This window comes from Pseudomonas sp. LAIL14HWK12:I10, from assembly GCF_900184205.1.
Taxonomy (GTDB): Bacteria; Pseudomonadota; Gammaproteobacteria; order Pseudomonadales; family Pseudomonadaceae; genus Aquipseudomonas; species Aquipseudomonas kermanshahensis.
The window spans coordinates 51,616-70,147 of the sequence record NZ_FXWU01000012.1 but is presented as its reverse complement, the minus strand read 5'-3'; the positions used below and the strand labels follow the sequence as shown (position 1 = coordinate 70,147).

The 18,532-nt window shown below is 62.2% G+C and carries 22 protein-coding genes; 10 read left to right on the top strand and 12 right to left on the bottom strand.

Annotation, left to right across the window (positions count from 1 at the left end):
- Positions 1–23 precede the first annotated feature (23 nt).
- The 4 genes from QOS90_RS23205 to QOS90_RS23190 form a co-directional block, all read right to left on the bottom strand.
- On the bottom strand, positions 24–839 hold the full coding sequence (locus QOS90_RS23205; protein ID WP_027594449.1) for a M48 family metallopeptidase: 816 nt from the start codon (positions 837–839) through the stop codon (positions 24–26).
- 108 nt (positions 840–947) lie between these two features.
- A complete protein-coding gene (locus QOS90_RS23200; RefSeq protein ID WP_085274099.1) occupies positions 948–1,568 on the bottom strand; it encodes an SOS response-associated peptidase in 621 nt (206 codons plus the stop codon).
- A 15-nt stretch (positions 1,569–1,583) separates the two neighbouring features.
- Positions 1,584–1,844, bottom strand: coding sequence for a putative signal transducing protein (locus QOS90_RS23195; protein ID WP_027594451.1), 261 nt, complete (start codon positions 1,842–1,844; stop codon positions 1,584–1,586).
- Complete coding sequence (locus QOS90_RS23190) at positions 1,844–2,029, bottom strand: CPXCG motif-containing cysteine-rich protein (protein WP_027594452.1); 186 nt, start codon at positions 2,027–2,029, stop codon at positions 1,844–1,846. The genes QOS90_RS23195 and QOS90_RS23190 overlap by 1 nt, the downstream gene beginning before the upstream one ends.
- Positions 2,030–2,150: 121 nt before the next feature.
- On the opposite strand from QOS90_RS23190, the gene QOS90_RS23185 reads away from it, so the two are divergent.
- Positions 2,151–3,320: a 1-acyl-sn-glycerol-3-phosphate acyltransferase gene (locus QOS90_RS23185; protein WP_033694199.1), complete on the top strand. Its 1,170-nt coding sequence runs from the start codon at positions 2,151–2,153 to the stop codon at positions 3,318–3,320.
- Between the two features lie 32 nt (positions 3,321–3,352).
- Here QOS90_RS23185 and QOS90_RS23180 read toward each other — a convergent pair whose 3' ends face one another.
- Positions 3,353–3,613 carry a hypothetical protein gene (locus tag QOS90_RS23180; protein ID WP_027594454.1) on the bottom strand — a complete coding sequence of 87 codons (261 nt, stop codon included), beginning with the start codon at positions 3,611–3,613 and terminating at the stop codon, positions 3,353–3,355.
- 160 nt (positions 3,614–3,773) lie between these two features.
- On the opposite strand from QOS90_RS23180, the gene QOS90_RS23175 reads away from it, so the two are divergent.
- Positions 3,774–3,980 carry a hypothetical protein gene (locus tag QOS90_RS23175; protein ID WP_027594455.1) on the top strand — a complete coding sequence of 69 codons (207 nt, stop codon included), beginning with the start codon at positions 3,774–3,776 and terminating at the stop codon, positions 3,978–3,980.
- Positions 3,981–4,050: 70 nt separating this feature from the next.
- Here QOS90_RS23175 and QOS90_RS23170 read toward each other — a convergent pair whose 3' ends face one another.
- The gene (locus tag QOS90_RS23170; protein WP_085274100.1) at positions 4,051–4,635 is read right to left on the bottom strand and encodes a YajG family lipoprotein; all 585 of its coding nucleotides are present in this window, start codon (positions 4,633–4,635) and stop codon (positions 4,051–4,053) included.
- Positions 4,636–5,438: 803 nt separating this feature from the next.
- On the opposite strand from QOS90_RS23170, the gene mqo reads away from it, so the two are divergent.
- Positions 5,439–6,944, top strand: coding sequence for a malate dehydrogenase (quinone) (gene mqo, locus QOS90_RS23165; RefSeq protein WP_027594457.1), 1,506 nt, complete (start codon positions 5,439–5,441; stop codon positions 6,942–6,944).
- 167 nt (positions 6,945–7,111) lie between these two features.
- On the opposite strand, the gene QOS90_RS23160 is transcribed toward mqo, so the two are convergent.
- The 4 genes from QOS90_RS23160 to QOS90_RS23145 all read right to left on the bottom strand — a co-directional run bounded on the left by QOS90_RS23160 (position 7,112) and on the right by QOS90_RS23145 (position 9,041).
- Positions 7,112–7,402 carry a PA4642 family protein gene (locus QOS90_RS23160; RefSeq protein ID WP_003247360.1) on the bottom strand — a complete coding sequence of 97 codons (291 nt, stop codon included), beginning with the start codon at positions 7,400–7,402 and terminating at the stop codon, positions 7,112–7,114.
- A 68-nt stretch (positions 7,403–7,470) separates the two neighbouring features.
- The gene (locus QOS90_RS23155) at positions 7,471–7,941 is read right to left on the bottom strand and encodes a hypothetical protein (RefSeq protein WP_085274101.1); all 471 of its coding nucleotides are present in this window, start codon (positions 7,939–7,941) and stop codon (positions 7,471–7,473) included.
- 66 nt (positions 7,942–8,007) lie between these two features.
- Complete coding sequence (locus QOS90_RS23150) at positions 8,008–8,481, bottom strand: WbuC family cupin fold metalloprotein (protein WP_085274102.1); 474 nt, start codon at positions 8,479–8,481, stop codon at positions 8,008–8,010.
- A gap of 2 nt (positions 8,482–8,483) precedes the next feature.
- Positions 8,484–9,041 carry a hypoxanthine-guanine phosphoribosyltransferase gene (locus QOS90_RS23145; protein ID WP_027594460.1) on the bottom strand — a complete coding sequence of 186 codons (558 nt, stop codon included), beginning with the start codon at positions 9,039–9,041 and terminating at the stop codon, positions 8,484–8,486.
- 164 nt (positions 9,042–9,205) lie between these two features.
- Between QOS90_RS23145 and upp the strand changes: the two genes are divergently transcribed.
- Positions 9,206–9,844 (top strand): uracil phosphoribosyltransferase, encoded by a 639-nt coding sequence (gene upp / locus QOS90_RS23140; protein ID WP_027594461.1) that lies wholly within the window; start codon positions 9,206–9,208, stop codon positions 9,842–9,844.
- A gap of 2 nt (positions 9,845–9,846) precedes the next feature.
- Positions 9,847–11,121 (top strand): uracil-xanthine permease family protein, encoded by a 1,275-nt coding sequence (locus QOS90_RS23135; RefSeq protein WP_027594462.1) that lies wholly within the window; start codon positions 9,847–9,849, stop codon positions 11,119–11,121.
- Between the two features lie 141 nt (positions 11,122–11,262).
- Here the strand turns inward: QOS90_RS23135 and hemH are convergent, their stop codons facing one another.
- Positions 11,263–12,276: a ferrochelatase gene (gene hemH, locus QOS90_RS23130; RefSeq protein WP_027594463.1), complete on the bottom strand. Its 1,014-nt coding sequence runs from the start codon at positions 12,274–12,276 to the stop codon at positions 11,263–11,265.
- 13 nt (positions 12,277–12,289) lie between these two features.
- Positions 12,290–13,195, bottom strand: coding sequence for a TIGR01777 family oxidoreductase (locus tag QOS90_RS23125; protein WP_027594464.1), 906 nt, complete (start codon positions 13,193–13,195; stop codon positions 12,290–12,292).
- A gap of 187 nt (positions 13,196–13,382) precedes the next feature.
- On the opposite strand from QOS90_RS23125, the gene QOS90_RS23120 reads away from it, so the two are divergent.
- The 5 genes from QOS90_RS23120 to QOS90_RS23100 all read left to right on the top strand — a co-directional run bounded on the left by QOS90_RS23120 (position 13,383) and on the right by QOS90_RS23100 (position 18,461).
- A complete protein-coding gene (locus QOS90_RS23120) occupies positions 13,383–14,369 on the top strand; it encodes an NAD(P)/FAD-dependent oxidoreductase (RefSeq protein ID WP_085274103.1) in 987 nt (328 codons plus the stop codon).
- 106 nt (positions 14,370–14,475) lie between these two features.
- Complete coding sequence (locus QOS90_RS23115; protein ID WP_027594466.1) at positions 14,476–15,444, top strand: YbgA family protein; 969 nt, start codon at positions 14,476–14,478, stop codon at positions 15,442–15,444.
- Positions 15,434–16,333, top strand: coding sequence for a MerR family transcriptional regulator (locus QOS90_RS23110; RefSeq protein ID WP_085274104.1), 900 nt, complete (start codon positions 15,434–15,436; stop codon positions 16,331–16,333). Before QOS90_RS23115 ends, QOS90_RS23110 begins: the two co-directional genes overlap by 11 nt.
- Complete coding sequence (phrB, locus tag QOS90_RS23105; protein ID WP_085274105.1) at positions 16,324–17,766, top strand: deoxyribodipyrimidine photo-lyase; 1,443 nt, start codon at positions 16,324–16,326, stop codon at positions 17,764–17,766. The genes QOS90_RS23110 and phrB overlap by 10 nt, the downstream gene beginning before the upstream one ends.
- A complete protein-coding gene (locus QOS90_RS23100) occupies positions 17,763–18,461 on the top strand; it encodes an SDR family NAD(P)-dependent oxidoreductase (RefSeq protein ID WP_177323894.1) in 699 nt (232 codons plus the stop codon). Before phrB ends, QOS90_RS23100 begins: the two co-directional genes overlap by 4 nt.
- The last annotated feature ends 71 nt before the right edge of the window (positions 18,462–18,532 follow it).

Here is an 18,532-nt window from a genome sequence, read left to right as displayed (position 1 = left end):
AGGCTGCTCCTACAGGACGCAGATTACTTCTTGGCAGCCTGATACAGCGGCATCACCTTCGGAATCGCGGCCTGCAACGAGGCAATACGGCTTTCGGACGCCGGGTGAGTGCTCATGAACTCAGGTGGCGCGCCTTCGGAAGCCTTGCTCATCTTGTTCCACAAGGTGATCGCGGCATTCGGGTCGTAACCGGCACGTGCCGACAGCTCCAGGCCGATCAGGTCCGCCTCGTTCTCATTGGCACGGCTATTGGGCAAGGTCATGGCGTAGTTCACCACGGTGTCGGCCATGGCCATGCTGCTTTGGCCCAGGCCGAAGATGGCACCCGCACCCTGACGGGCCATTTCCACGCCATAGGCCTTGGACATGGCTTCGCGGCTGTGCTCACGCAGGGCGTGGGCGATCTCGTGACCGACCACCGCCGCAATCTCGGCATCGGTCAGCTTGAGTTGGTCGATCAGGCCGGTGTACACGATGATCTTGCCGCCAGGGCCACAGTTGGCGTTGAGCTCGTCGCTCTTGATCACGTTGACTTCCCAGTTCCACTGGGCGGCATCCGGGCGAAACTTCGGCGCCTGGGCGATCAACCGGTCAGCGATGACCTGCACGCGCTTGGCATCGGCACTGGACTTGTCCAGCACGCCCTTGTTCGACGCCTCACCGAGGGTCTGCTGGTAGGACTGGGCGTACATCTGGTTGACCTCATCGGTCGAGAGCATGCTGAACATGTACTGCTTGCGCTCGACACCGACGGCTCCGCCGCTGGTGGTATTCACCGCCTGGCAGCCTGCCAGCAGGATACCGGCACTCAACACACTGACAACAAATGACTTACGCATGGAAACACTCCCTTTTACATGCGGCGTATCCTAGGCCTAGTCGCCTGGACCCGCCATAGCCGCAGGGAAGAATTTTACCGGCTGCACGGCCGCGCGTTCTGGCCGGCGTCAGGCCGGCGTCAGGCACTCCGGGGCATCCAGTTTCGGGTCATTGACGAAGTTTGCCAAGGCCCGCTCACGCAGCGTAGCCGGAGGGCTGGCCAGCAGTTCCTGCAGGCGTGTGATCGGCGTATCAGGGTCCAGCCAGGCCGCCTGGCCCGCCTCGTCCAGAATCAACGGCCGGCGCTGGTTCATGGCGGCCTGGGTCACCACTGCGCAGCTCAGCCAAACCTGGTCCTGCACCGGATAGGCCTCCCACACCGCCGCAAAATACAGTGACGACCCCTCCCCTGGGGTCAGCCAGTAGGGGCGTTTGCGCACCGTACCGCGCCATTCATAAAAGCCATTGGCCGGCATCAGGCAGCGGCGCTGGCGAAACGCTTCGCGGAACATCGGCTGTTCGGCAAGGGTTTCGGCTCGGGCATGGGCAGGCGTGCGGGACAGGTCAGTGAGCCAGGCTGGCGTCAGGCCCCAGCGCGCCTTGGCCAAGCCATGCTCGCCGTCGACCTGGCGCTGGATCAACACCGACGCACCGGGCGAGATATTCCATTGTGCCGGCTGGCCGACGGGGAAGCCCGGCAGACTGGCAAGGGCCTGGGGCCAGCGAAACAGGGCGTAACGTCCACACATGGGCGAATTTTTTACCTAGCAGATCAAGGTACCGGGATAGCTCTCCGGTTCGTCACCAACCAGTGGCTGGGCATCATTGTACGCATCGATCAGCTGCCGTGCGTACTCGGCCTGCTCGTCGGGCACGGCAAGCCCCAGCAAACCCTGCATCGGCAGCTCACCGGCAGCACCCACCAGGTCGCGGCCGACCAGGTGCACCGAGATGCCCTCACTGGCCAGCATGCCCACCAGCATTTCAGCCTCCAGCAGGCTTTCCGGTTCGTAGATCCGTTGCATCAGGCATCGTCCTCGCGTCTGACTTCGAGCATCCATTCGTCACCGTGCACCTGCAGGATGAACACCACTGGCTGGCAACAGACCTGGCAATCCTCGGTATAGACCTGGTCGCCACTGGAGATATCGACAGTGGTTTCCACCCGTTCGCCACAATACGGGCAATCATAGAAGTCAGTTTCCAGCATCGCGGCCTCCACGGTGACTTATGCGTATAATTGCCGGTCTGATTACAGGGCCTGTGCGTGTTCGAGCCGTTTTTCGAACCCCGTCCCTACCTATTACCCTAGCCGTTTCCAACAAGAGAGCATGATGGGCGAATTCGATGCCATCCGACCGTACGACGACGCTGAGGTCCCTGCCGTGTTGGCACGCCTGCTCAGCGACCCGGCATTCCTCGATATCCTCACCCACTTCCGCTTCCCGCGTGCTGCCGCCCCACTCGGCTGGCTGCTCAAGCCACTGATCGCCCGCCGCCTGCGCAAGGAATTCGCCGGCGTTACCTGCGTGTCGACCTTGCAGGACAAAGTCGAATACTACGTCGACCAGACCATCGAGCGCGCCACCGACGGCGTTACCTATTCGGGCGTCGAGCAACTCAAGGCTGGCACCGCGTACTTGTTCCTGGCCAACCACCGCGACATCGTCATGGACCCGGCCTTCGTCAACTACGCCGTGTACCACGCCGGCCTGCCGACCCCGCGCATCGCCATCGGTGACAACCTGCTGCAAAAACCCTTCGTCAGCGACATGATGCGCCTGAACAAGAGCTTCATTGTGCACCGCTCGCTCAGCGGTCGTCGCGAGAAGCTGGCGGCTTACCAACTGCTCTCGGCCTACATCAACCACTCGATCCGCAACGATGGCGCATCGATCTGGATCGCCCAGGCCGAAGGCCGCGCCAAGGACGGCGACGACCGTACCGACTCGGCGATCCTCAAGATGTTCCACATGAGCCGCAAGGACGAGCCGTTCGGCGCGGTCATTCAGAGCCTGAACCTGACGCCGGTTTCGATCAGCTACGAGTACGACCCCTGCGACCAGGCCAAGGCCCGCGAGCTGTACATCCGCGCCACCACCGGCACCTACAAGAAGGCGCCGGGCGAGGACGACAACAGCATCGCCAAGGGCATCACCGGCTACAAAGGCCGAGTGCACATCAACTTTGCCGCGCCGGTGACCGAGTACTTCGAGGACACCAAGCAGCTGGCAGCCGAAATCGACCGGCAGGTCCTCGGTGGCTACCGGTTGTTCCCGGTGCACTACCTGGCCTACGCGATGTGGGACGAGAAGGATGAGGCACTGCAAGTGCCGAGCGCCGAGAAGGTGTTCCCAGGCGAAGAGCTGGCGCGTGCCAAGGAAGAATGGCAGCGTCGCTTGGAAGCTTGCCCTGAAGAACAGCGGCCGTACCTGGTGTTGCAATACGCGACGCCGGTGCGCAACCAGTACCAGGTCAAGCAGCAAACGCCAGTTGCCTGATCAACCCGGGGCTGCTTTGCAGCCCCAAGGTTTTACACCCAGGTACTGAACCAGGACAGCAGCAGCGCCATGGCCAGGCACGAAAAACCGAGAATATAGAAGTAACGCGGCACCCTCAGGTCAAACGCATCCACCACCCCCTCATCCACCGCCAGGCTTTCCCGCGTGACAGCCTCGCGCCGCCGTGCGCTGTGCAGCAGCATCCCGCCGGGGCACGTCATCAGCAACGCCAGCAGGTTGATCAGCTTGGTCGGATGGGCGGCCAGAAACCCCCAGAGCACTTGCAACGACATTACACAACCTCGGTTTGAAGGACGGCAAAGGCCGGCATTCTACCCAAGTCCGGCGTGGGCGCTCGGGCTCGGCGACAAAGTGTCACTAAATTTCATCTGTCACAGGTTCGTCATCAGAACAGGCCACTCTGTCGGCCTTTTCCCGATCCGGAGCTCGTTCATGCTGCACGCCGAAAACCAGGACCGCCTCTATCTCGTAGCCCAGAGCGACGAACAGCAGGCGTTGATCGACGGTTTTGCCATCAATGTGCAGGACCGCCAGTGGCTGGTCTATTGCGCGCTGGGTGGGCACGCGCATCAGGACTTGCCGGAGGTGGATGTGGCCACCGGTTTCAGCCTGCTGGACTTCCACATCCAGGCGGCCTGAAGCCCCCCAAAAAAAACAAACCCGCTGCCTGTCAGCCAGGCAGCGGGTTTGTTTTAGCAGGGCTGAACGCTTATTCGCCCAGTACTTGCCCGATGGTCGGGTCTTTGAACAGGCGGGTCAGGGCGTCGCTCAGCACGTCGCTGACCAGCTTGGTGTTGGTTTCCTGGTTCGGCGCCATGCCGAAACGCTGGTCCAGCGAAGCACCGTAACGGCCGCTGTAACGGCGGTTGGCGTTGGCCACGTCGGCACGGAAGGTGGCACCGATGGTGGCCTCGGTCACGTACAGGTTGTCCTTGGGCGACTGGTACTTAAGCTCGGCCAGGGTCACGGTCAACTGCGGGGCATTGTAGGCATTCGCCGTCGGGGTGAAACCGAGCAGGCGCACAGCGGCTTCGGCCTGGGCCTGCAGCTTGGGCAGCACATCATTGCCACTGACACTGATGGTGCTGGTCTCGGGGTACATGCCACCGCGCGTGCCCAGGGACTGCGAAGCCCGGCCATCAACCACTTTGACCACCACCGGCTGACCGTGGCCGACAGGTGCGAGCTGGGCGGTGAGCTTGGGTTGCGGGCTGAGTTGTTGCGGGCTGTGGGCACATCCGACCAGGCTGAGGCTGGCCACCGCGATCAAACCGAACAACAGACGTTGCAACATGCGCGTTTCTCCAGAAAATGCGGCTAAGGCGCACAGTATACCTAGCGGCAACCTACAAGCGGCAAGCCACAAGAAAAAGCAGTACGCAGCGGTAGCCGGCTTTATATTGCCGGTTGCAGCCAGCCGCCCACTGCCCGCCAGCGCCCGGGTTTGCGCCCGCGCAAACACCCGTTGGCATCAACACAGCCTGCTGGCCTGACAAACGCTGCAATAAAAACCACGAATAACGACCTTTCTGCCTTCGACATCGCTATAATCTCCCCCCGATTATAAGGACGTCTCCTGATCGGGCCCCGCATTTGCCGCTTGACCCCGGCACCTTCACCGCTTCGCCCACAGAGAGCCTTCCACTCAGGTCTTGCATCGGCTGTCGTGCCTGCTTTTCCGGCCCTTCGCACTGCATGAACCTGTGGGTTGCCATCGCGCAGTCCCCTTTTGAGGTTCACGTCTCCAAAAGAGCGTGAAAAAACGGTTTTTCACAACTTCACGAGAGTGTGGCGAGCAAATGAACAGTCTGGCATGTGCAAAAGCGGCAGATGTGTCCCGAACAGCCCTGAACAGGCGGCAACTGCGCTCATCCCGGATGAGTGTCTGAGGCCGTTCCATAACGCACGCACGACACCTTGACCATAAGTCGAATTGCCGCACCCGTGGCAATCGGGGTTCAATACCCGAACCCGAAGACTGATTGGCGGTGTCCGCGGAAGTTGCAAGAACTGCGAAAAGTCGGACATGGCGATCCTGGCGAACCCAGGGATCCTATGCTGTCAATTAGGTAGCTGTAGATTGTGGAGACGCGTTAAATGGCGCAGAACGAATCGGTTGATGTAGTACTGGTAGGCGCGGGCATCATGAGTGCCACCCTGGCCGTACTGCTCAAGGAGCTCGACCCGACCCTCAAGCTGGAGGTCGTCGAGGCGATGGACTCCGGGGCCGCGGAAAGCTCCAACCCCTGGAACAACGCAGGTACCGGCCACGCTGGCCTGTGCGAGCTTAACTACACGCCCCAGGCCGCCGATGGCAGCATCGACATCAAGAAGGCCGTACACATCAATACCCAGTTCGAGGTCTCGCGCCAGTTCTGGGCTTACCTGAGCAAGAAGGGTAACTTCGGCTCGGCGCGTGCCTTCATCAACCCTGTCCCGCACCTGAGCTACGTCGAAGGTGACAAGGGTGTTTCCTTCCTCAAGAAGCGCTTTGAACTGCTCAAGCAGCATCACGCCTTCTCCGAGATGGAATACACCGAAGACAAGGCCGTGATGAGCGACTGGATGCCGTTGATGATGCCCGGCCGCCCGGCCGACCAGCACATCGCCGCCACCCGCGTGGCGAAAGGCACCGACGTCAACTTCGGCGCACTGACCAACAAACTGCTCAAGCTGCTGGGCGACTCGCCCGACGCGCAGGTCAAGTACAGCAAGAAAGTCGTCGGCCTGCGCCGTAACGGCAACGGCTGGACCGTGAGCATCAAGGACGTCAACAGCGGCGGCAGCCGTGAAGTCGACGCGCGCTTCGTGTTCCTCGGTGCCGGTGGCGCGGCCCTGCCGCTGCTGCAACTGTCGGGCATCCCCGAGAGCAAAGGCTTCGGCGGCTTCCCGGTCAGCGGCCAGTGGCTGCGTTGCGACAACCCGGAAATCGTCAAACAGCACCAGGCCAAGGTTTACAGCCAGGCTGCGGTCGGCGCGCCACCGATGTCGGTGCCGCACCTGGACACCCGCGTGGTAGACGGCAAGACCTCGCTGCTGTTCGGCCCGTACGCAGGCTTTACCACCAAGTTCCTCAAGCATGGTTCGCTGATGGACCTGCCACTGTCGGTGCGCATGGGCAACATCGGCCCGATGCTGGCCGTGGCCCGCGACAATATGGACCTGACCAAGTACCTGGTCAGCGAAGTGATGCAGTCGATGGAACAGCGCCTGGAATCGCTGCGCCGCTTCTACCCGCAAGCCAAAGCCGAAGACTGGCGCCTGGAAGTGGCCGGCCAACGTGTGCAAATCATCAAGAAAGACCCGAAAAAGGGCGGCATTCTGCAGTTCGGTACCGAGCTGGTCTCGGCCCAGGACGGCAGCCTGGCCGCTCTGCTCGGCGCATCGCCGGGCGCTTCGGTAACCGTTTCGATCATGCTGGAACTGATCGAGCGTTGCTTCCCCGAGCAGGCCAAAGGTGCCTGGGCTGCCAAGCTCAAGGAAATCTTCCCCGCTCGCGAGAAGGTCCTGGCAACCGATGCCGCGCTGTACAACAAGATCAGTGCCGACAACGATGCCGCGTTGGAACTGGTGGAAGACAGCCCGGCCAAGCATTACGCCTGAGCTGGCTGAAACGAAAAAACGCCCCTCGGGGCGTTTTTTTGTGCCTGCGTTTTGGCCTGTGCCGGTCTCTTCATGGGCAAGCCCACAGGTTTTTCACAGATCTTGAGAGCGGTGCAATACCTGTGGGAGCGGGCTTGCCCGCGAAGAGGCCAGTACAGGCTTAACAATCAGCCGCGGGCTTTATCGATGATCTCGATGTACTCAGGGGCATTGCGCTGGTCGGCGATCTGTTCGACGAAGGTCTTGCCGTGCTCGTCCTTGCCATCCAGGTCCAGGCCCGCTTCGACGAAGAAGCCGACGAAACGCTCGAAGTCGTCGACACGCAGGCCACGGTAAGCCTTGACCAGCTTGTGCAGCGACGGCGAAGTCACACCATCGGCCGGCTCGAACTGAAGGAACGACTTGATGTAGTCGTCGCTGATTTCGTCACCGATTACCTGTTTCTTGTCTTTACGCATTGCCGACTCCAACTGGACCATCACGGAATTTCGAAGGCCGGCAGTTTACCCCCCGCAGGGCGCGCGCCTCAACGCGTACGTACGGTGCCGGTGTGCAGGTCGGCCCAGATATGGCCGTTGCCGTAGGTCAGAAACTGCACGTAGAGCGTTTCGTTGCGCAGCAGGTCCATGATCACGCGGTAATCACTGACCGGGTAGTTGAGGCTCAAGGTGCGGGTTTTCTCATCATAAACCGGCTTTTTCAAGCTTTTGCCAGCTTCGCCATCGAAGGTCAGCAGCACCTGGGCGATGGTGGCGCCCTTGCTCAGCGGCTTGCCCTTGAGGCGCATTTGCAACGATGCGGTGATGGGGATTGGTTGTTGGTCGGACTGGCGCTGGGCACCGACCACCACTGCATAATCGGTCACTTGCAGCAGTTGCTGACCGGTCGGTGCTTCCTGGCGCAGGGACAGGTCGTCAGACGGCAGAAACTGGCTGTGCAGCGGGGCGGCACAGATCGGCAGGCTGACCGCCAGCAGGAGGGGAAGAATCGCACGCATGTGAGGCTCCTTGGCTTGAACAGGCACTCTAGCATGCTGTGTTCAGCCTGTACCGGGAGCCCGCGATCAATCGAACTGGGCGCGCATCCAGGCCTGGTACTCGGCCACGCCGGCCTCGCCTTCACGCGGCGCCCAGTGGGCATGCTCGCCCTCGCCCACTGGCCGGTACGGCCCTGCCTTGCACTCGAAGAGGATGCTGTCCGGTTCCAGTACCACCAACCCGTGGTAGGTACCGGACGCCAGGTCTACACCCAGGCAGTCGCCGCCGGCCTGCAGCACCCGCTTTTCAGTCACCGCACCGTGCTCATCGAAGATCAGCAGGCCAAGGCGCCCCTTGAGCACGATCAGTGCTTCGGCCTTGTCGTCGCTCAGGTGCCGATGGGGTGGGATGTAGGTCGTCGGCTGCAGCCCGACTGCCATGCGGTGGCAAGGCTCTTCCATCTCATGGAAGTTATGGTGCTGCCGCCCGCGAGGGTTGGCGGCAGCCTTCTGCGCCAGCTCGGCGAACAGCGATTGGTCGATGAACGCGGGCTGGCGCATGGTTACAGCCCCTTGACGGCGAAGATGCCGTTAGCGTTACGCCAGTAGCCCTTGTAGTCCATGCCATAGCCGAAGATGTAGCGATCGACGCAGGGCAGGCCGACGTAGTTGGCTTTAAGGTCCGGGCTGGCTTTGCGATCGTGGTCCTTGTCGATCAGCACCGCGGTGTGCACCGAGCGCGCACCGGCGTGCTTGCAGAACTCGATGATGGCGCTGAGGGTGTGGCCTTCGTCGAGGATGTCGTCGACGATCAGCACGTCACGGTCGATGAACGAGACTTCTGGTTTGGCTTTCCAGAACAACTCGCCGCCGCTGGTCTGGTTGCGGTAGCGGGTGGCGTGCAGGTACGACGCTTCCAGCGGGAACTGCAGGTGGGTCAGCAGCTTGCCCGAGAAGATAAGGCCGCCGTTCATCACGCAGAAGACCACCGGGTTCTTGTCGTGCAGGTCTTTGCAGATCTGCTCGCCGACCTTGGCGATGGCCGCTTCGACTTCGGCTTCGGTGTACAGACAGTCTGCTTCGCGCATGACTTGACGGATGTGCTCGAGATCGGCGGGCATTGCGCTCTCCAGGGGGGGGTATTTTGGAAAAGCGGGCAAAGGTACGCATCCGCTCGCCACAGATCAAGCATTTATGGACTAACGTCCAAAAGGACTACACGACAGCACAGGCTGAATAGATTAATCTAGCGCGGTTTTTTTGCCCGCCTTTCGGAGCCCCCCCTATGCCCACTCGTGAGATCCGCCATCCGCTGATCCGCCACAAGCTCGGCCTCATGCGCCGTGCCGACATCAGCACCAAGAATTTTCGCGAACTTGCCCAGGAAGTCGGCGCGCTTCTGACCTATGAAGCCACCCAGGACCTGCCACTGGAAACCTACGAGATCGACGGGTGGTGTGGCAAGGTGCAGGTCGAAAAAATCGCCGGCAAAAAGATTACCGTCGTCCCGATCCTGCGCGCCGGCATCGGCATGCTCGACGGCGTGCTCAGCCTGATTCCGGGTGCCAAGGTCAGTGCCGTCGGCGTCGCGCGCAACGAAGAAACCCTCGAAGCTCACACCTACCTGGAAAAGCTCGCGCCGGACATCAACCAGCGCCTGGCCCTGATCATCGACCCGATGCTGGCCACCGGCGCCTCGATGGTCGCCACCATCGACCTGCTGAAAAAAGCGGGTTGCAAAGAGATTCGCGCCATGGTGCTGGTCGCCGCACCCGAAGGCATCAATGTGGTGGAAAAAGCCCACCCGGATGTGCAGATCTACACCGCTTCGATCGACCAGCGCCTGAACGAGCACGGCTACATCGTGCCGGGCTTGGGTGATGCCGGCGACAAGATCTTCGGCACCAAGCAAAAGGACGCCTGACCATGCAGGACGGCTTCAACGACCCGCTTTGGCGCCAGGTCGTTTCGGGCGCGCAGATGCTCTTCGTGGCATTTGGCGCGCTGGTGCTGATGCCACTGATCACCGGCCTCGACCCGAACGTCGCGCTGTTCACCGCCGGCATCGGCACGCTGCTGTTCCAGCTGGTCACCGGCCGTCAGGTCCCGGTGTTCCTGGCATCCAGCTTTGCCTTCATCACCCCGATCATCCTTGCCAAGGGCCAGTTCGGCCTGGCCGAAACCATGGGCGGCGTAATGGCCGCAGGCTTCGTCTACACCTTCATGGGGCTGATGGTAAAAATCAAAGGCACCGGTTTCATCGACCGCATGCTGCCGCCTGTGGTGATTGGCCCAGTGATCATCTCGATTGGCCTGGCCATGGCGCCCATCGCTGCCAACATGGCCATGGGCAAGGGCGGTGACGGTGCTGCGCTGATGCCTTACAAGACCGCCATGCTGATCTCGATGCCGGCACTGCTGACTACCTTGATCGTCGCAGTTTTCGGCAAGGGTATCTTCCGCCTGGTGCCGATCATCTCCGGCGTACTGGTGGGCTTTGCCCTGGCGTTTGCCTTTGGCGTGGTCGACACGGCCAAGATTGCCGCTGCACCGTGGTTGGAGATCCCCAACTTCACCGCGCCGGCGTTCAACTGGCAGGCCATCCTGTTCATCGTGCCGGTAGCCCTGGCACCGGCGATCGAGCACATCGGTGGGGTGATTGCGGTGGGCAGCGTCACCGGGCGCGACTACCTGAAAAAGCCTGGCTTGCACCGCACCCTGCTGGGTGACGGCCTGGCGACCACGGCTGCCGGCCTGTTCGGTGGCCCACCCAACACCACCTACGCCGAAGTGACCGGCGCGGTGATGCTGACCAAGAACTACAACCCGAAGATCATGACCTGGGCGGCGGTGTTTGCTATTACCCTGGCCTTCATCGGCAAGTTCGGCGCGCTGCTGCAGAGCATTCCGGTACCGGTCATGGGCGGCATTCTGTGCCTGCTGTTCGGCTCAATTGCGGCGGTGGGCATGAACACCATGATCCGCCACAAGATCGACCTGGCCGAGGCGCGCAACCTGGTGATCGTTTCGGTGACCCTGGTGTTCGGTATTGGCGGCGTGTTGATCGGCAGCGGTGACGGCCCGGACGACTGGGGCCTGAAGGGCATCGCCCTGTGCGCCGTGGTGGCCATTGCCCTGAACCTGATCCTGCCGGGCAATGATGGCTGGAAGAACAAGAAGCTGGATGATCAGCTGCCTTGATTGCCACGCGCTCCTGCCGCAAAACGCCTCCCCTGTAGGAGCAGCCTTGTGCTGCGAAGAGGCCGTTGAAAACACATCAATCTTCTGTGTCATCACCGGCCTCTTCGCAGCACAAGGCCGCCCCCACAAGGGCGGACTCATTCAGGCTTTTTCGCACATCCCCGCCAGCACCTTCACCCACTCTGGGTGATCATTCAGGCACGGCACCAGCAGCAATTCCTCGCCCCCGGCTTCGATGAACTGTTCTTTGCCGCGATCGCCGATCTCTTCCAACGTTTCGATGCAATCGGCAACGAACGCCGGGCACATCACCAGCAGCTTCTTCACCCCCGCCTTGGCCAACTCGTCCAGCCGCGTCTCGGTATAGGGTTCGATCCACTTGGCGCGCCCCAGGCGCGACTGGAACGACACCGACCACTTGCCATCTGGTATGCCCATTTTCTGCGCAAAGGCCTTGGCCGTGGCCAAACACTGCCCGCGATAACACACGGCGCGCATTTCGGCACTGGCGTCCTTGCAGCAATCGGCCGCCTGAAAATCATGCTTACCGGTGGGGTCGAGCTTTTTCAGGTGCCGCTCCGGCAGCCCATGAAAACTCAGCAACAGGTGGTCGTAATCCTGCTGCAGGTAAGGCTTGGCGCTGGCCACCAACGCCTCGATGTACTCGGGATGGTCGTAGAACGGCTGCAGCACGCGCATCTGCAACGGCAACTGGCGCTCGCTGACCGTCTGTTTGGCCAACGCCACCACAGTGGTCACCGTACTGTCGGCGAACTGTGGATAAAGCGGTGCCAAGGTGACCTTGCGCACGCCCTGAGCTGCCAGGCGCTCCAGCACTTCGGGCAACGCCGGCTGGCCGTAGCGCATGGCGATTGCCACCGGGCCATGGGGCCAGTGCTCGACCATCGCCGCCTGCAGGCGGCGGGTCAGCACCACCAGTGGCGAGCCTTCGTCCCACCAGATCGACGCGTAGGCGTGCGCAGACTGTTCCGGGCGCTTGATCAGAATCAACGACACCAGCAAGCGCCGCACCGGCCAAGGCAGGTCGATCACATACGGGTCCATCAGGAACTGGTTGAGGTAACGGCGCACATCGGCCACCGAAGTGGAGGCCGGGGACCCCAGGTTAACCAGCAGCAGGGCGTGATCGGTCATGCAGCGTCCTATGTCAGAGGCGGCTGGACAAGTCGTCCAGGGCCGATTGCAGATCGTTGAAACGGAAAGTGAAACCTGCCGCCAGCAAGCGCACCGGGCGCGCCCGCTGGCCGCCGAGCAGCAGCGTCGACAGCTCGCCGAGCCCTGCCTTCAGCAAAAGCGCAGGCACAGGCAGCAGCGCCGGCCGGTGCATCGCACGGCCCAGCCGCCTGGCGAACTCACGGTTGCGCACAGGCTCTGGGGCGCAGGCATTATAAGGACCGCTGGTGTCCTTATGCTGCAAGAGAAAATCAATCAGGGCGACCTGGTCGTCTATATGGATCCACGGCATCCACTGCCGACCATCGCCCAACGGCCCGCCCAGCCCGAGCTTGAAGGGCAACCGCAGGCGCGACAAAAAGCCGCCATCGCTGGCCAGTACCAACCCAGTGCGCACCAGCACCACGCGGATGCCTTGAGCTTGCGAACGCTGGGCCGTTTCTTCCCAGGCAATACACAACTGGCTGGCAAAATCTTCGCGCACCGGCTGGGACGCCTCGGTGAGTTCACGCTCACCGCCGTCCCCATACCAACCCACCGCAGAACCAGAAATCAGCACCTCAGGGCGCTGCTCACGCGCACCCAGCCACGCCAGCAGTTGCTCGGTGAGGGTGATACGGCTGGCCCACAACAGGTTGCGCCGGGCTCCGGTCCAAGGCCGGTCGGCGATCGGCGCACCCGCCAGGTTGATGACCGCGTCGAGGTGATCGTCCGCTTGCAGTTCGTCCAACTGGGCGATACCGCGCACCCCGCTACCGCACAGTTTGGGCACCTGCTCCGGTCGGCGGCTCCAGACCGTGAGGCGATGGCCCTGGCCGAGCCAGAACTGGCACAGATGCTGGCCAATCAAGCCAGTGCCGCCTGTCAGCAATATATGCATGGCTGTGTCCTCGCAGAATGCGGCTGTGGTCTATTTTTAAGATCAAGGCACTTTTTTGACCCGACGCTCTCGGATAAACATAGGCCAACCTGCTCTATAAAGCGGAATAACCTTATACAAAAGTTGTGCATTGTACAGGTTTGCCTGACAGCGTAGTCTGCTCACAGCAAGGTTTGAAGAGGCCATCATGACAGTACCTATTGCCATCATCGGTGCCGGTATCGCCGGTCTGTCCGCCGCCCAGGCGCTACAAAAGGCCGGGCAATCCGTGCACCTGTTCGACAAAGGCCACGGCAGTGGCGGGCGCATGGCCAGCAAGCGCAGCGACGCTGGCGCGCTGGACCTGGGCGCCCAGTACTTCACTGCCCGTGATCGGCGCTTCGTCGAACAGGTCCAGCAATGGGTAGCCGCCGGTTGGGCCGAGCAGTGGAAGCCGCAGCTGTACAACTACCGCGATGGCGAACTCACCCCCTCCCCAGACGAGCAAACACGCTGGGTCGGCGTGCCCCGCATGAGCGCCATTACCCGTGGCCTGCTCAAGGATGTGACCGTCAACTTTGGCTGCCGCATTGCTGAAGTGTTCCGCGGCAAACAGTACTGGCACCTGCAAGACACCGAAGGCTGCAGCCACGGCCCATTCAGCCGCGTGGTAATCGCCGTGCCGGCGCCACAGGCCACGCCGCTGCTGGCCTCGACCCCCAAACTCGCTGCGGTGGCCGCAGGCGTGCAGATGGAGCCCACCTGGGCGGTTGCCCTGGGCTTCCAGACCCCATTGGACACCCCGATGCAAGGCTGCTTCGTGCAGGACAACCCGCTCGACTGGCTGGCCCGCAACCGCAGCAAGCCAGGGCGGGACGAGCACCTCGATACCTGGGTGCTGCATGCCACGTCGCACTGGAGCCGGCAGCACATCGACCTGTCGAAGGAAGAGGTGATCGAGCAGTTGTGGGGCGAGTTCGCCGAACTGGTCGGCTGCGTGGTACCGGCCCCCACCTTCGCCCTCGCCCACCGCTGGTTGTATGCACGCCCCACCAGCAACCACGAGTGGGGCGCCTTGGCCGATGCCGATCAAGGCCTGTATGCCTGTGGCGACTGGTGCTTGTCCGGGCGTGTCGAAGGCGCGTGGCTGAGCGGCCAGGAAGCGGCCCGACGGCTGCTGGAACACCTCGACTGAGCGGGCGCTGAACCTGTACAAAAAAACTTGTTTGCATAACTCCGTAGCTGTGCTGGAATAAACTTGTACAAATTTGATTTCACGTACAGGTTTTCCGGAGACAGCCATGCAAGCCGCCACCGCCCACAGCAAGCCTCGCATCGCGATCAGCGCCTGCCTGACCGGCCACAGTGTGCGCTACAACGGCGGGCACAAGGCCTCCGACCTGTGCCGCACACAACTGGAAGCGCATTTCGAATGGGTGCCCGTTTGCCCAGAAGTGGCTATCGGCCTCGGCATTCCACGCGATCCTATCCGCCTGGTCGGCAACCCTGAGCAACCCGAAGTGGTCGGCACCCGCAACCCCGGCATGGACCTGACCGGCCCGCTGCGCACCTATGGCGAGCAGATGGCCGGCGAGCTCGATGATATCTGCGGCTACATCTTCATGCAGAAGTCGCCCTCCTGCGGCCTGGAGCGGGTCAAGGTCTACCAGGACAACGGCCACCCCGCCTTCCATGGCGGCCGCGGCGTTTATGCCCACGCTTTCTGCAGCCTGCGCCCGGACCTGCCGGTGGAAGAGGAAGGCCGCCTGCACGATGCCGTGCTGCGCGAAAACTTCATCAGCCGCGTGTACGCCTACGCCGATTGGCAGCGCCTGTTGGCCGAAGGCCTCAGCCGCGGCGCGCTGGTGCGCTTTCATGCGCGCTACAAGTACCTGTTGATGGCCAACAACCCCCAAGCCTACCGCACGCTGGGGCGGCTGCTCGGCACCATGAGCCGCGATGACGACCCACAGGAGATCGGGCCACGTTACTTCAGCGAGCTGATGCAAGCGCTGCGTCGCTGTGCCAGCCGTGGCACGCACTGCAACGTGCTGCAGCACCTGAGTGGCTACTTCAAAGATGCCCTGACCGCACAGGACAAAGCCGAATTGCAAACCCTCATCAGCCAGTACCAACAAGGCGTGGTGCCGCTGGTCGTGCCACTGACCTTGCTCAAGCATCACCTGCGCAAACACCCCGACCCTTACCTGATGCAGCAAGCCTACCTGCAACCACACCCCGAGAGCCTGGGGCTTCGTAATGCCGTCTGAAAGCCTGCTGCCTATCGGCGAGCTCGCCCGCCGCACCGGCGTCAACCCCGTCACCCTGCGTGCCTGGGAACGTCGATACGGCCTGCTCAAGCCGCAACGCACCGCTAAAGGGCACCGGTTGTATTCCATCGAGCAGGTCGAACGGGTCGAAGCGATCCTGGCCTGGCTGCAGCGCGGCGCGTCGGTGGGCCAGGTGCGTGAGCTGCTCGACAAACCCACCAGCAGCGCCCCGCAAAGCGACTGGCAGGCCCGGCAGGCGCAGTTGATCGAGGCCATCGCCAACCTCTCGCAACGTGCACTCGACCAGCAACTCAACCAAGCCATGGCGCTGTACCCCGCCATCACCCTGTGCGAGCAACTGCTGCTGCCCCTGCTCGACAGCCTGGAGCTGCGCTGGCGCAACTATTTCAATGCCCGGCTTGAACAGGTGTTTTTCCATACCTGGCTGCGCAGCAAGCTCGGCGCCCGGGTGTACCACGACAACCAACTGCTACAAGGCCCAGCGGTGCTGCTGGCCGAAGACAGCGAGCAGGCGTTCGACCCCGCCTTGTGGCTATGCGCCTGGCTATTGAGCAGCAATGGCATCCCTGTCGAAGTGCTGGAACAGCCGGTTGGCGGCCCGCAGTTGCAACGGGCGATCGCCGCACTGCAGCCGCGCGCCCTCCTGCTGCACCTGGGGCCACGCATCGACAGCAAAGCCTTGCAGCGCCTGCTGCAAGGCATACCGGGGCCAAAACTGCTGGGCGGCGCCACGCTCGCCCTGCATCAGGCCCACCTGAACGCCCTCGACCTTCCCGAGCTCTTCCTGTTCGATACCCCACAGTCGGCATTGCGCGTGCTTCAAGGCAATGGCCGCCGGCCTGTAGAGATGAATGCACCATGCAACTGATCTGGCTGCGCAGTGACCTGCGCATCGACGACAACACCGCCTTGAGCGCAGCTTGCGAACGCGGCCCGACCCTTGCCCTGTGGCTGGTCAGCCCCGGCCAGTGGCAGGCGCATGACGACGCCGCCTGCAAAGTCGACTTTTGGCTGCGCAACCTGCGCACGCTGCGTCAGTCGCTGGAGGCCCTCAACATCCCGTTGCTGATCCGCACCGTCGATACGTGGGATCAGGCGCCACAGGCCGTGTTGGACGCCTGCCGTCAGCACCGGGTCGAGGGCGTGCACTGGAACGAGGAGTACGGCATCAACGAAGAGCGCCGCGACCAGGCTACACGGGCACTGCTGGAACAGTCAGCGATCCAGGCGCACAGCTACCTCGACCAGCTGTTCTTCCGCCCAGGCACGGTCCTCACCCGCAGTGGTGACTACTTCCAGGTCTTCAGCCAGTTCAAGAAAAACTGCCTCGAACACTTGCACCGCAGCCTCCCGGCGTTAGCCCCTCGGGTTAAACCGCAGTCGCCCCTGAAAATCGCCAGCGATCCCATACCCGAGCAAATAGAGGGCTTCGACACACCGCCGCGCACCTTGAGCGACCACTGGCCAGCAGGGGAAGCCGAGGCGCAGAGCCGCCTGACGCGCTTTCTTGATGAGGTGATTGACGACTACCATCACCTGCGCGACCTCCCCGCCAAGCCGGGCACCAGCCAGCTCTCGGCTTATCTGGCCGCTGGGGTGATCTCGCCCCGGCAATGCCTGCACGGCGCCCTGGCGTGCAACCGGGGCGAGTTCGACAGCGGCAGCACGGGCGTCCAAACCTGGATTAACGAGCTGCTGTGGCGGGAGTTCTACAAGCACATCCTGACGGGTTATCCACAGGTCTCCCGGCACCGCGCCTTCCGCACCCACACCGAAGCCTTGCCATGGCGCGATGCGCCTGAAGACCTCGCGGCCTGGGAACAGGGGCGCACCGGCTTCCCGATCATCGATGCCGCCATGCGCCAGTTGCTGGACACCGGGTGGATGCACAACCGGCTGCGCATGATCGTCGCCATGTTTCTCAGCAAGAACCTGCTGATCGACTGGCGCAAAGGCGAACGGCATTTCATGCGCCATCTGATAGACGGTGACCTGGCGGCCAACAATGGTGGCTGGCAATGGAGCGCGTCCACCGGGACCGATGCAGTGCCCTACTTCCGCATCTTCAACCCGGTTTCGCAGTCTCAGCGCTTCGACCCGCAAGGGCGATTCATTCGCCACTGGGTACCGGAATTGCAAGCACTGGATGAGAAAGCCATTCATCAGCCCGTAAAGGCTGCGGATCTTTTTGCACCTAATTCGTATCACAATCCAATAGTCGATCTCGGCAGCAGTCGCCAGCGTGCATTGGAAGCCTTCAAAGGCCTTCCGCGCCGGCAGGATCAGGGGGCAGTATCGTGAACAGTACTCGCAGTTTCTGGGTAACAGGGGCCAGTAACGGATTAGGGCTGGCTTTGGTAGAGCGGCTGCTCGAGCAAGGGCATCGGGTGGCCGCCAGTGCCAGGGAATGCGAAGCACTGGATACACTGGGCGAACGTTTCGCCCCGCAGTTGGTGCGGCTGCCGGGGGAGTTGCAGGTACTGGAACAGGCGGATGCAGCCAGTACATTGTTGCTGAATACTTGGGGTTCGCTGGATTGCCTGATCATCAATGCCGGCACCAGTGATTACCTGGCCGACGACGTGCCCGATGACGAGCTGTTCGAGGCCATCGCCAGCGGCAACCTGGTGGCCAGCGAACATTGCCTGACCAGTGCCTTGCCGCTGCTGACGAAGGGTGATGCACCTCAGGTAATGGCCATCCTCAATCGCTACTCGGCCTCGCAGCTGTTTGCACCCACCCAGGTTGCCAGCGGCTTCAACAGCACTGCCCAGTGGCTTCGCGAGCAACGCCAGGTACTGGATAAGCTGCAGATCAGCTTGACGGTAGTGGGGCCACAATCGTTGAAAACACCCGTGACAACGGCGCAAGCGATACCCGAGGCCTGGACGCCTGAAAGCGCTGCCGAGGAACTGTTGCAGCGATTACCGCAACGCGAGCCGGAATTGGTACTGGAGACGCTGGACCTGAGCAGCTTGTGGCCACTACGGCCCTGATCTTGTAGGAGCAGCCTTGCGCTGCGAAGAGGCCGGTGAAATCACAAAGAATCTCGGCTGACATCACCGGC

What these genes read in the sequence shown, in the direction of transcription:
- QOS90_RS23110 (WP_085274104.1), top strand. Translation starts at nt 15,434, where the DNA reads ATGCCGTCTGAAAGCCTGCTGCCTATCGGCGAGCTCGCCCGCCGCACC.
- QOS90_RS23145 (WP_027594460.1), bottom strand. Translation starts at nt 9,041, where the DNA reads ATGCCCGCCGATCTCGAGCACATCCGTCAAGTCATGCGCGAAGCAGAC.
- QOS90_RS23200 (WP_085274099.1), bottom strand. Translation starts at nt 1,568, where the DNA reads ATGTGTGGACGTTACGCCCTGTTTCGCTGGCCCCAGGCCCTTGCCAGT.
- QOS90_RS23170 (WP_085274100.1), bottom strand. Translation starts at nt 4,635, where the DNA reads ATGTTGCAACGTCTGTTGTTCGGTTTGATCGCGGTGGCCAGCCTCAGC.
- QOS90_RS23175 (WP_027594455.1), top strand. Translation starts at nt 3,774, where the DNA reads ATGCTGCACGCCGAAAACCAGGACCGCCTCTATCTCGTAGCCCAGAGC.
- upp (WP_027594461.1), top strand. Translation starts at nt 9,206, where the DNA reads ATGCCCACTCGTGAGATCCGCCATCCGCTGATCCGCCACAAGCTCGGC.
- QOS90_RS23155 (WP_085274101.1), bottom strand. Translation starts at nt 7,941, where the DNA reads ATGCGTGCGATTCTTCCCCTCCTGCTGGCGGTCAGCCTGCCGATCTGT.
- QOS90_RS23160 (WP_003247360.1), bottom strand. Translation starts at nt 7,402, where the DNA reads ATGCGTAAAGACAAGAAACAGGTAATCGGTGACGAAATCAGCGACGAC.
- QOS90_RS23135 (WP_027594462.1), top strand. Translation starts at nt 9,847, where the DNA reads ATGCAGGACGGCTTCAACGACCCGCTTTGGCGCCAGGTCGTTTCGGGC.
- QOS90_RS23120 (WP_085274103.1), top strand. Translation starts at nt 13,383, where the DNA reads ATGACAGTACCTATTGCCATCATCGGTGCCGGTATCGCCGGTCTGTCC.
- QOS90_RS23115 (WP_027594466.1), top strand. Translation starts at nt 14,476, where the DNA reads ATGCAAGCCGCCACCGCCCACAGCAAGCCTCGCATCGCGATCAGCGCC.
- QOS90_RS23125 (WP_027594464.1), bottom strand. Translation starts at nt 13,195, where the DNA reads ATGCATATATTGCTGACAGGCGGCACTGGCTTGATTGGCCAGCATCTG.
- hemH (WP_027594463.1), bottom strand. Translation starts at nt 12,276, where the DNA reads ATGACCGATCACGCCCTGCTGCTGGTTAACCTGGGGTCCCCGGCCTCC.
- QOS90_RS23190 (WP_027594452.1), bottom strand. Translation starts at nt 2,029, where the DNA reads ATGCTGGAAACTGACTTCTATGATTGCCCGTATTGTGGCGAACGGGTG.
- phrB (WP_085274105.1), top strand. Translation starts at nt 16,324, where the DNA reads ATGCAACTGATCTGGCTGCGCAGTGACCTGCGCATCGACGACAACACC.
- QOS90_RS23185 (WP_033694199.1), top strand. Translation starts at nt 2,151, where the DNA reads ATGATGGGCGAATTCGATGCCATCCGACCGTACGACGACGCTGAGGTC.
- QOS90_RS23180 (WP_027594454.1), bottom strand. Translation starts at nt 3,613, where the DNA reads ATGTCGTTGCAAGTGCTCTGGGGGTTTCTGGCCGCCCATCCGACCAAG.
- QOS90_RS23150 (WP_085274102.1), bottom strand. Translation starts at nt 8,481, where the DNA reads ATGCGCCAGCCCGCGTTCATCGACCAATCGCTGTTCGCCGAGCTGGCG.
- mqo (WP_027594457.1), top strand. Translation starts at nt 5,439, where the DNA reads ATGGCGCAGAACGAATCGGTTGATGTAGTACTGGTAGGCGCGGGCATC.
- QOS90_RS23205 (WP_027594449.1), bottom strand. Translation starts at nt 839, where the DNA reads ATGCGTAAGTCATTTGTTGTCAGTGTGTTGAGTGCCGGTATCCTGCTG.
- QOS90_RS23195 (WP_027594451.1), bottom strand. Translation starts at nt 1,844, where the DNA reads ATGCAACGGATCTACGAACCGGAAAGCCTGCTGGAGGCTGAAATGCTG.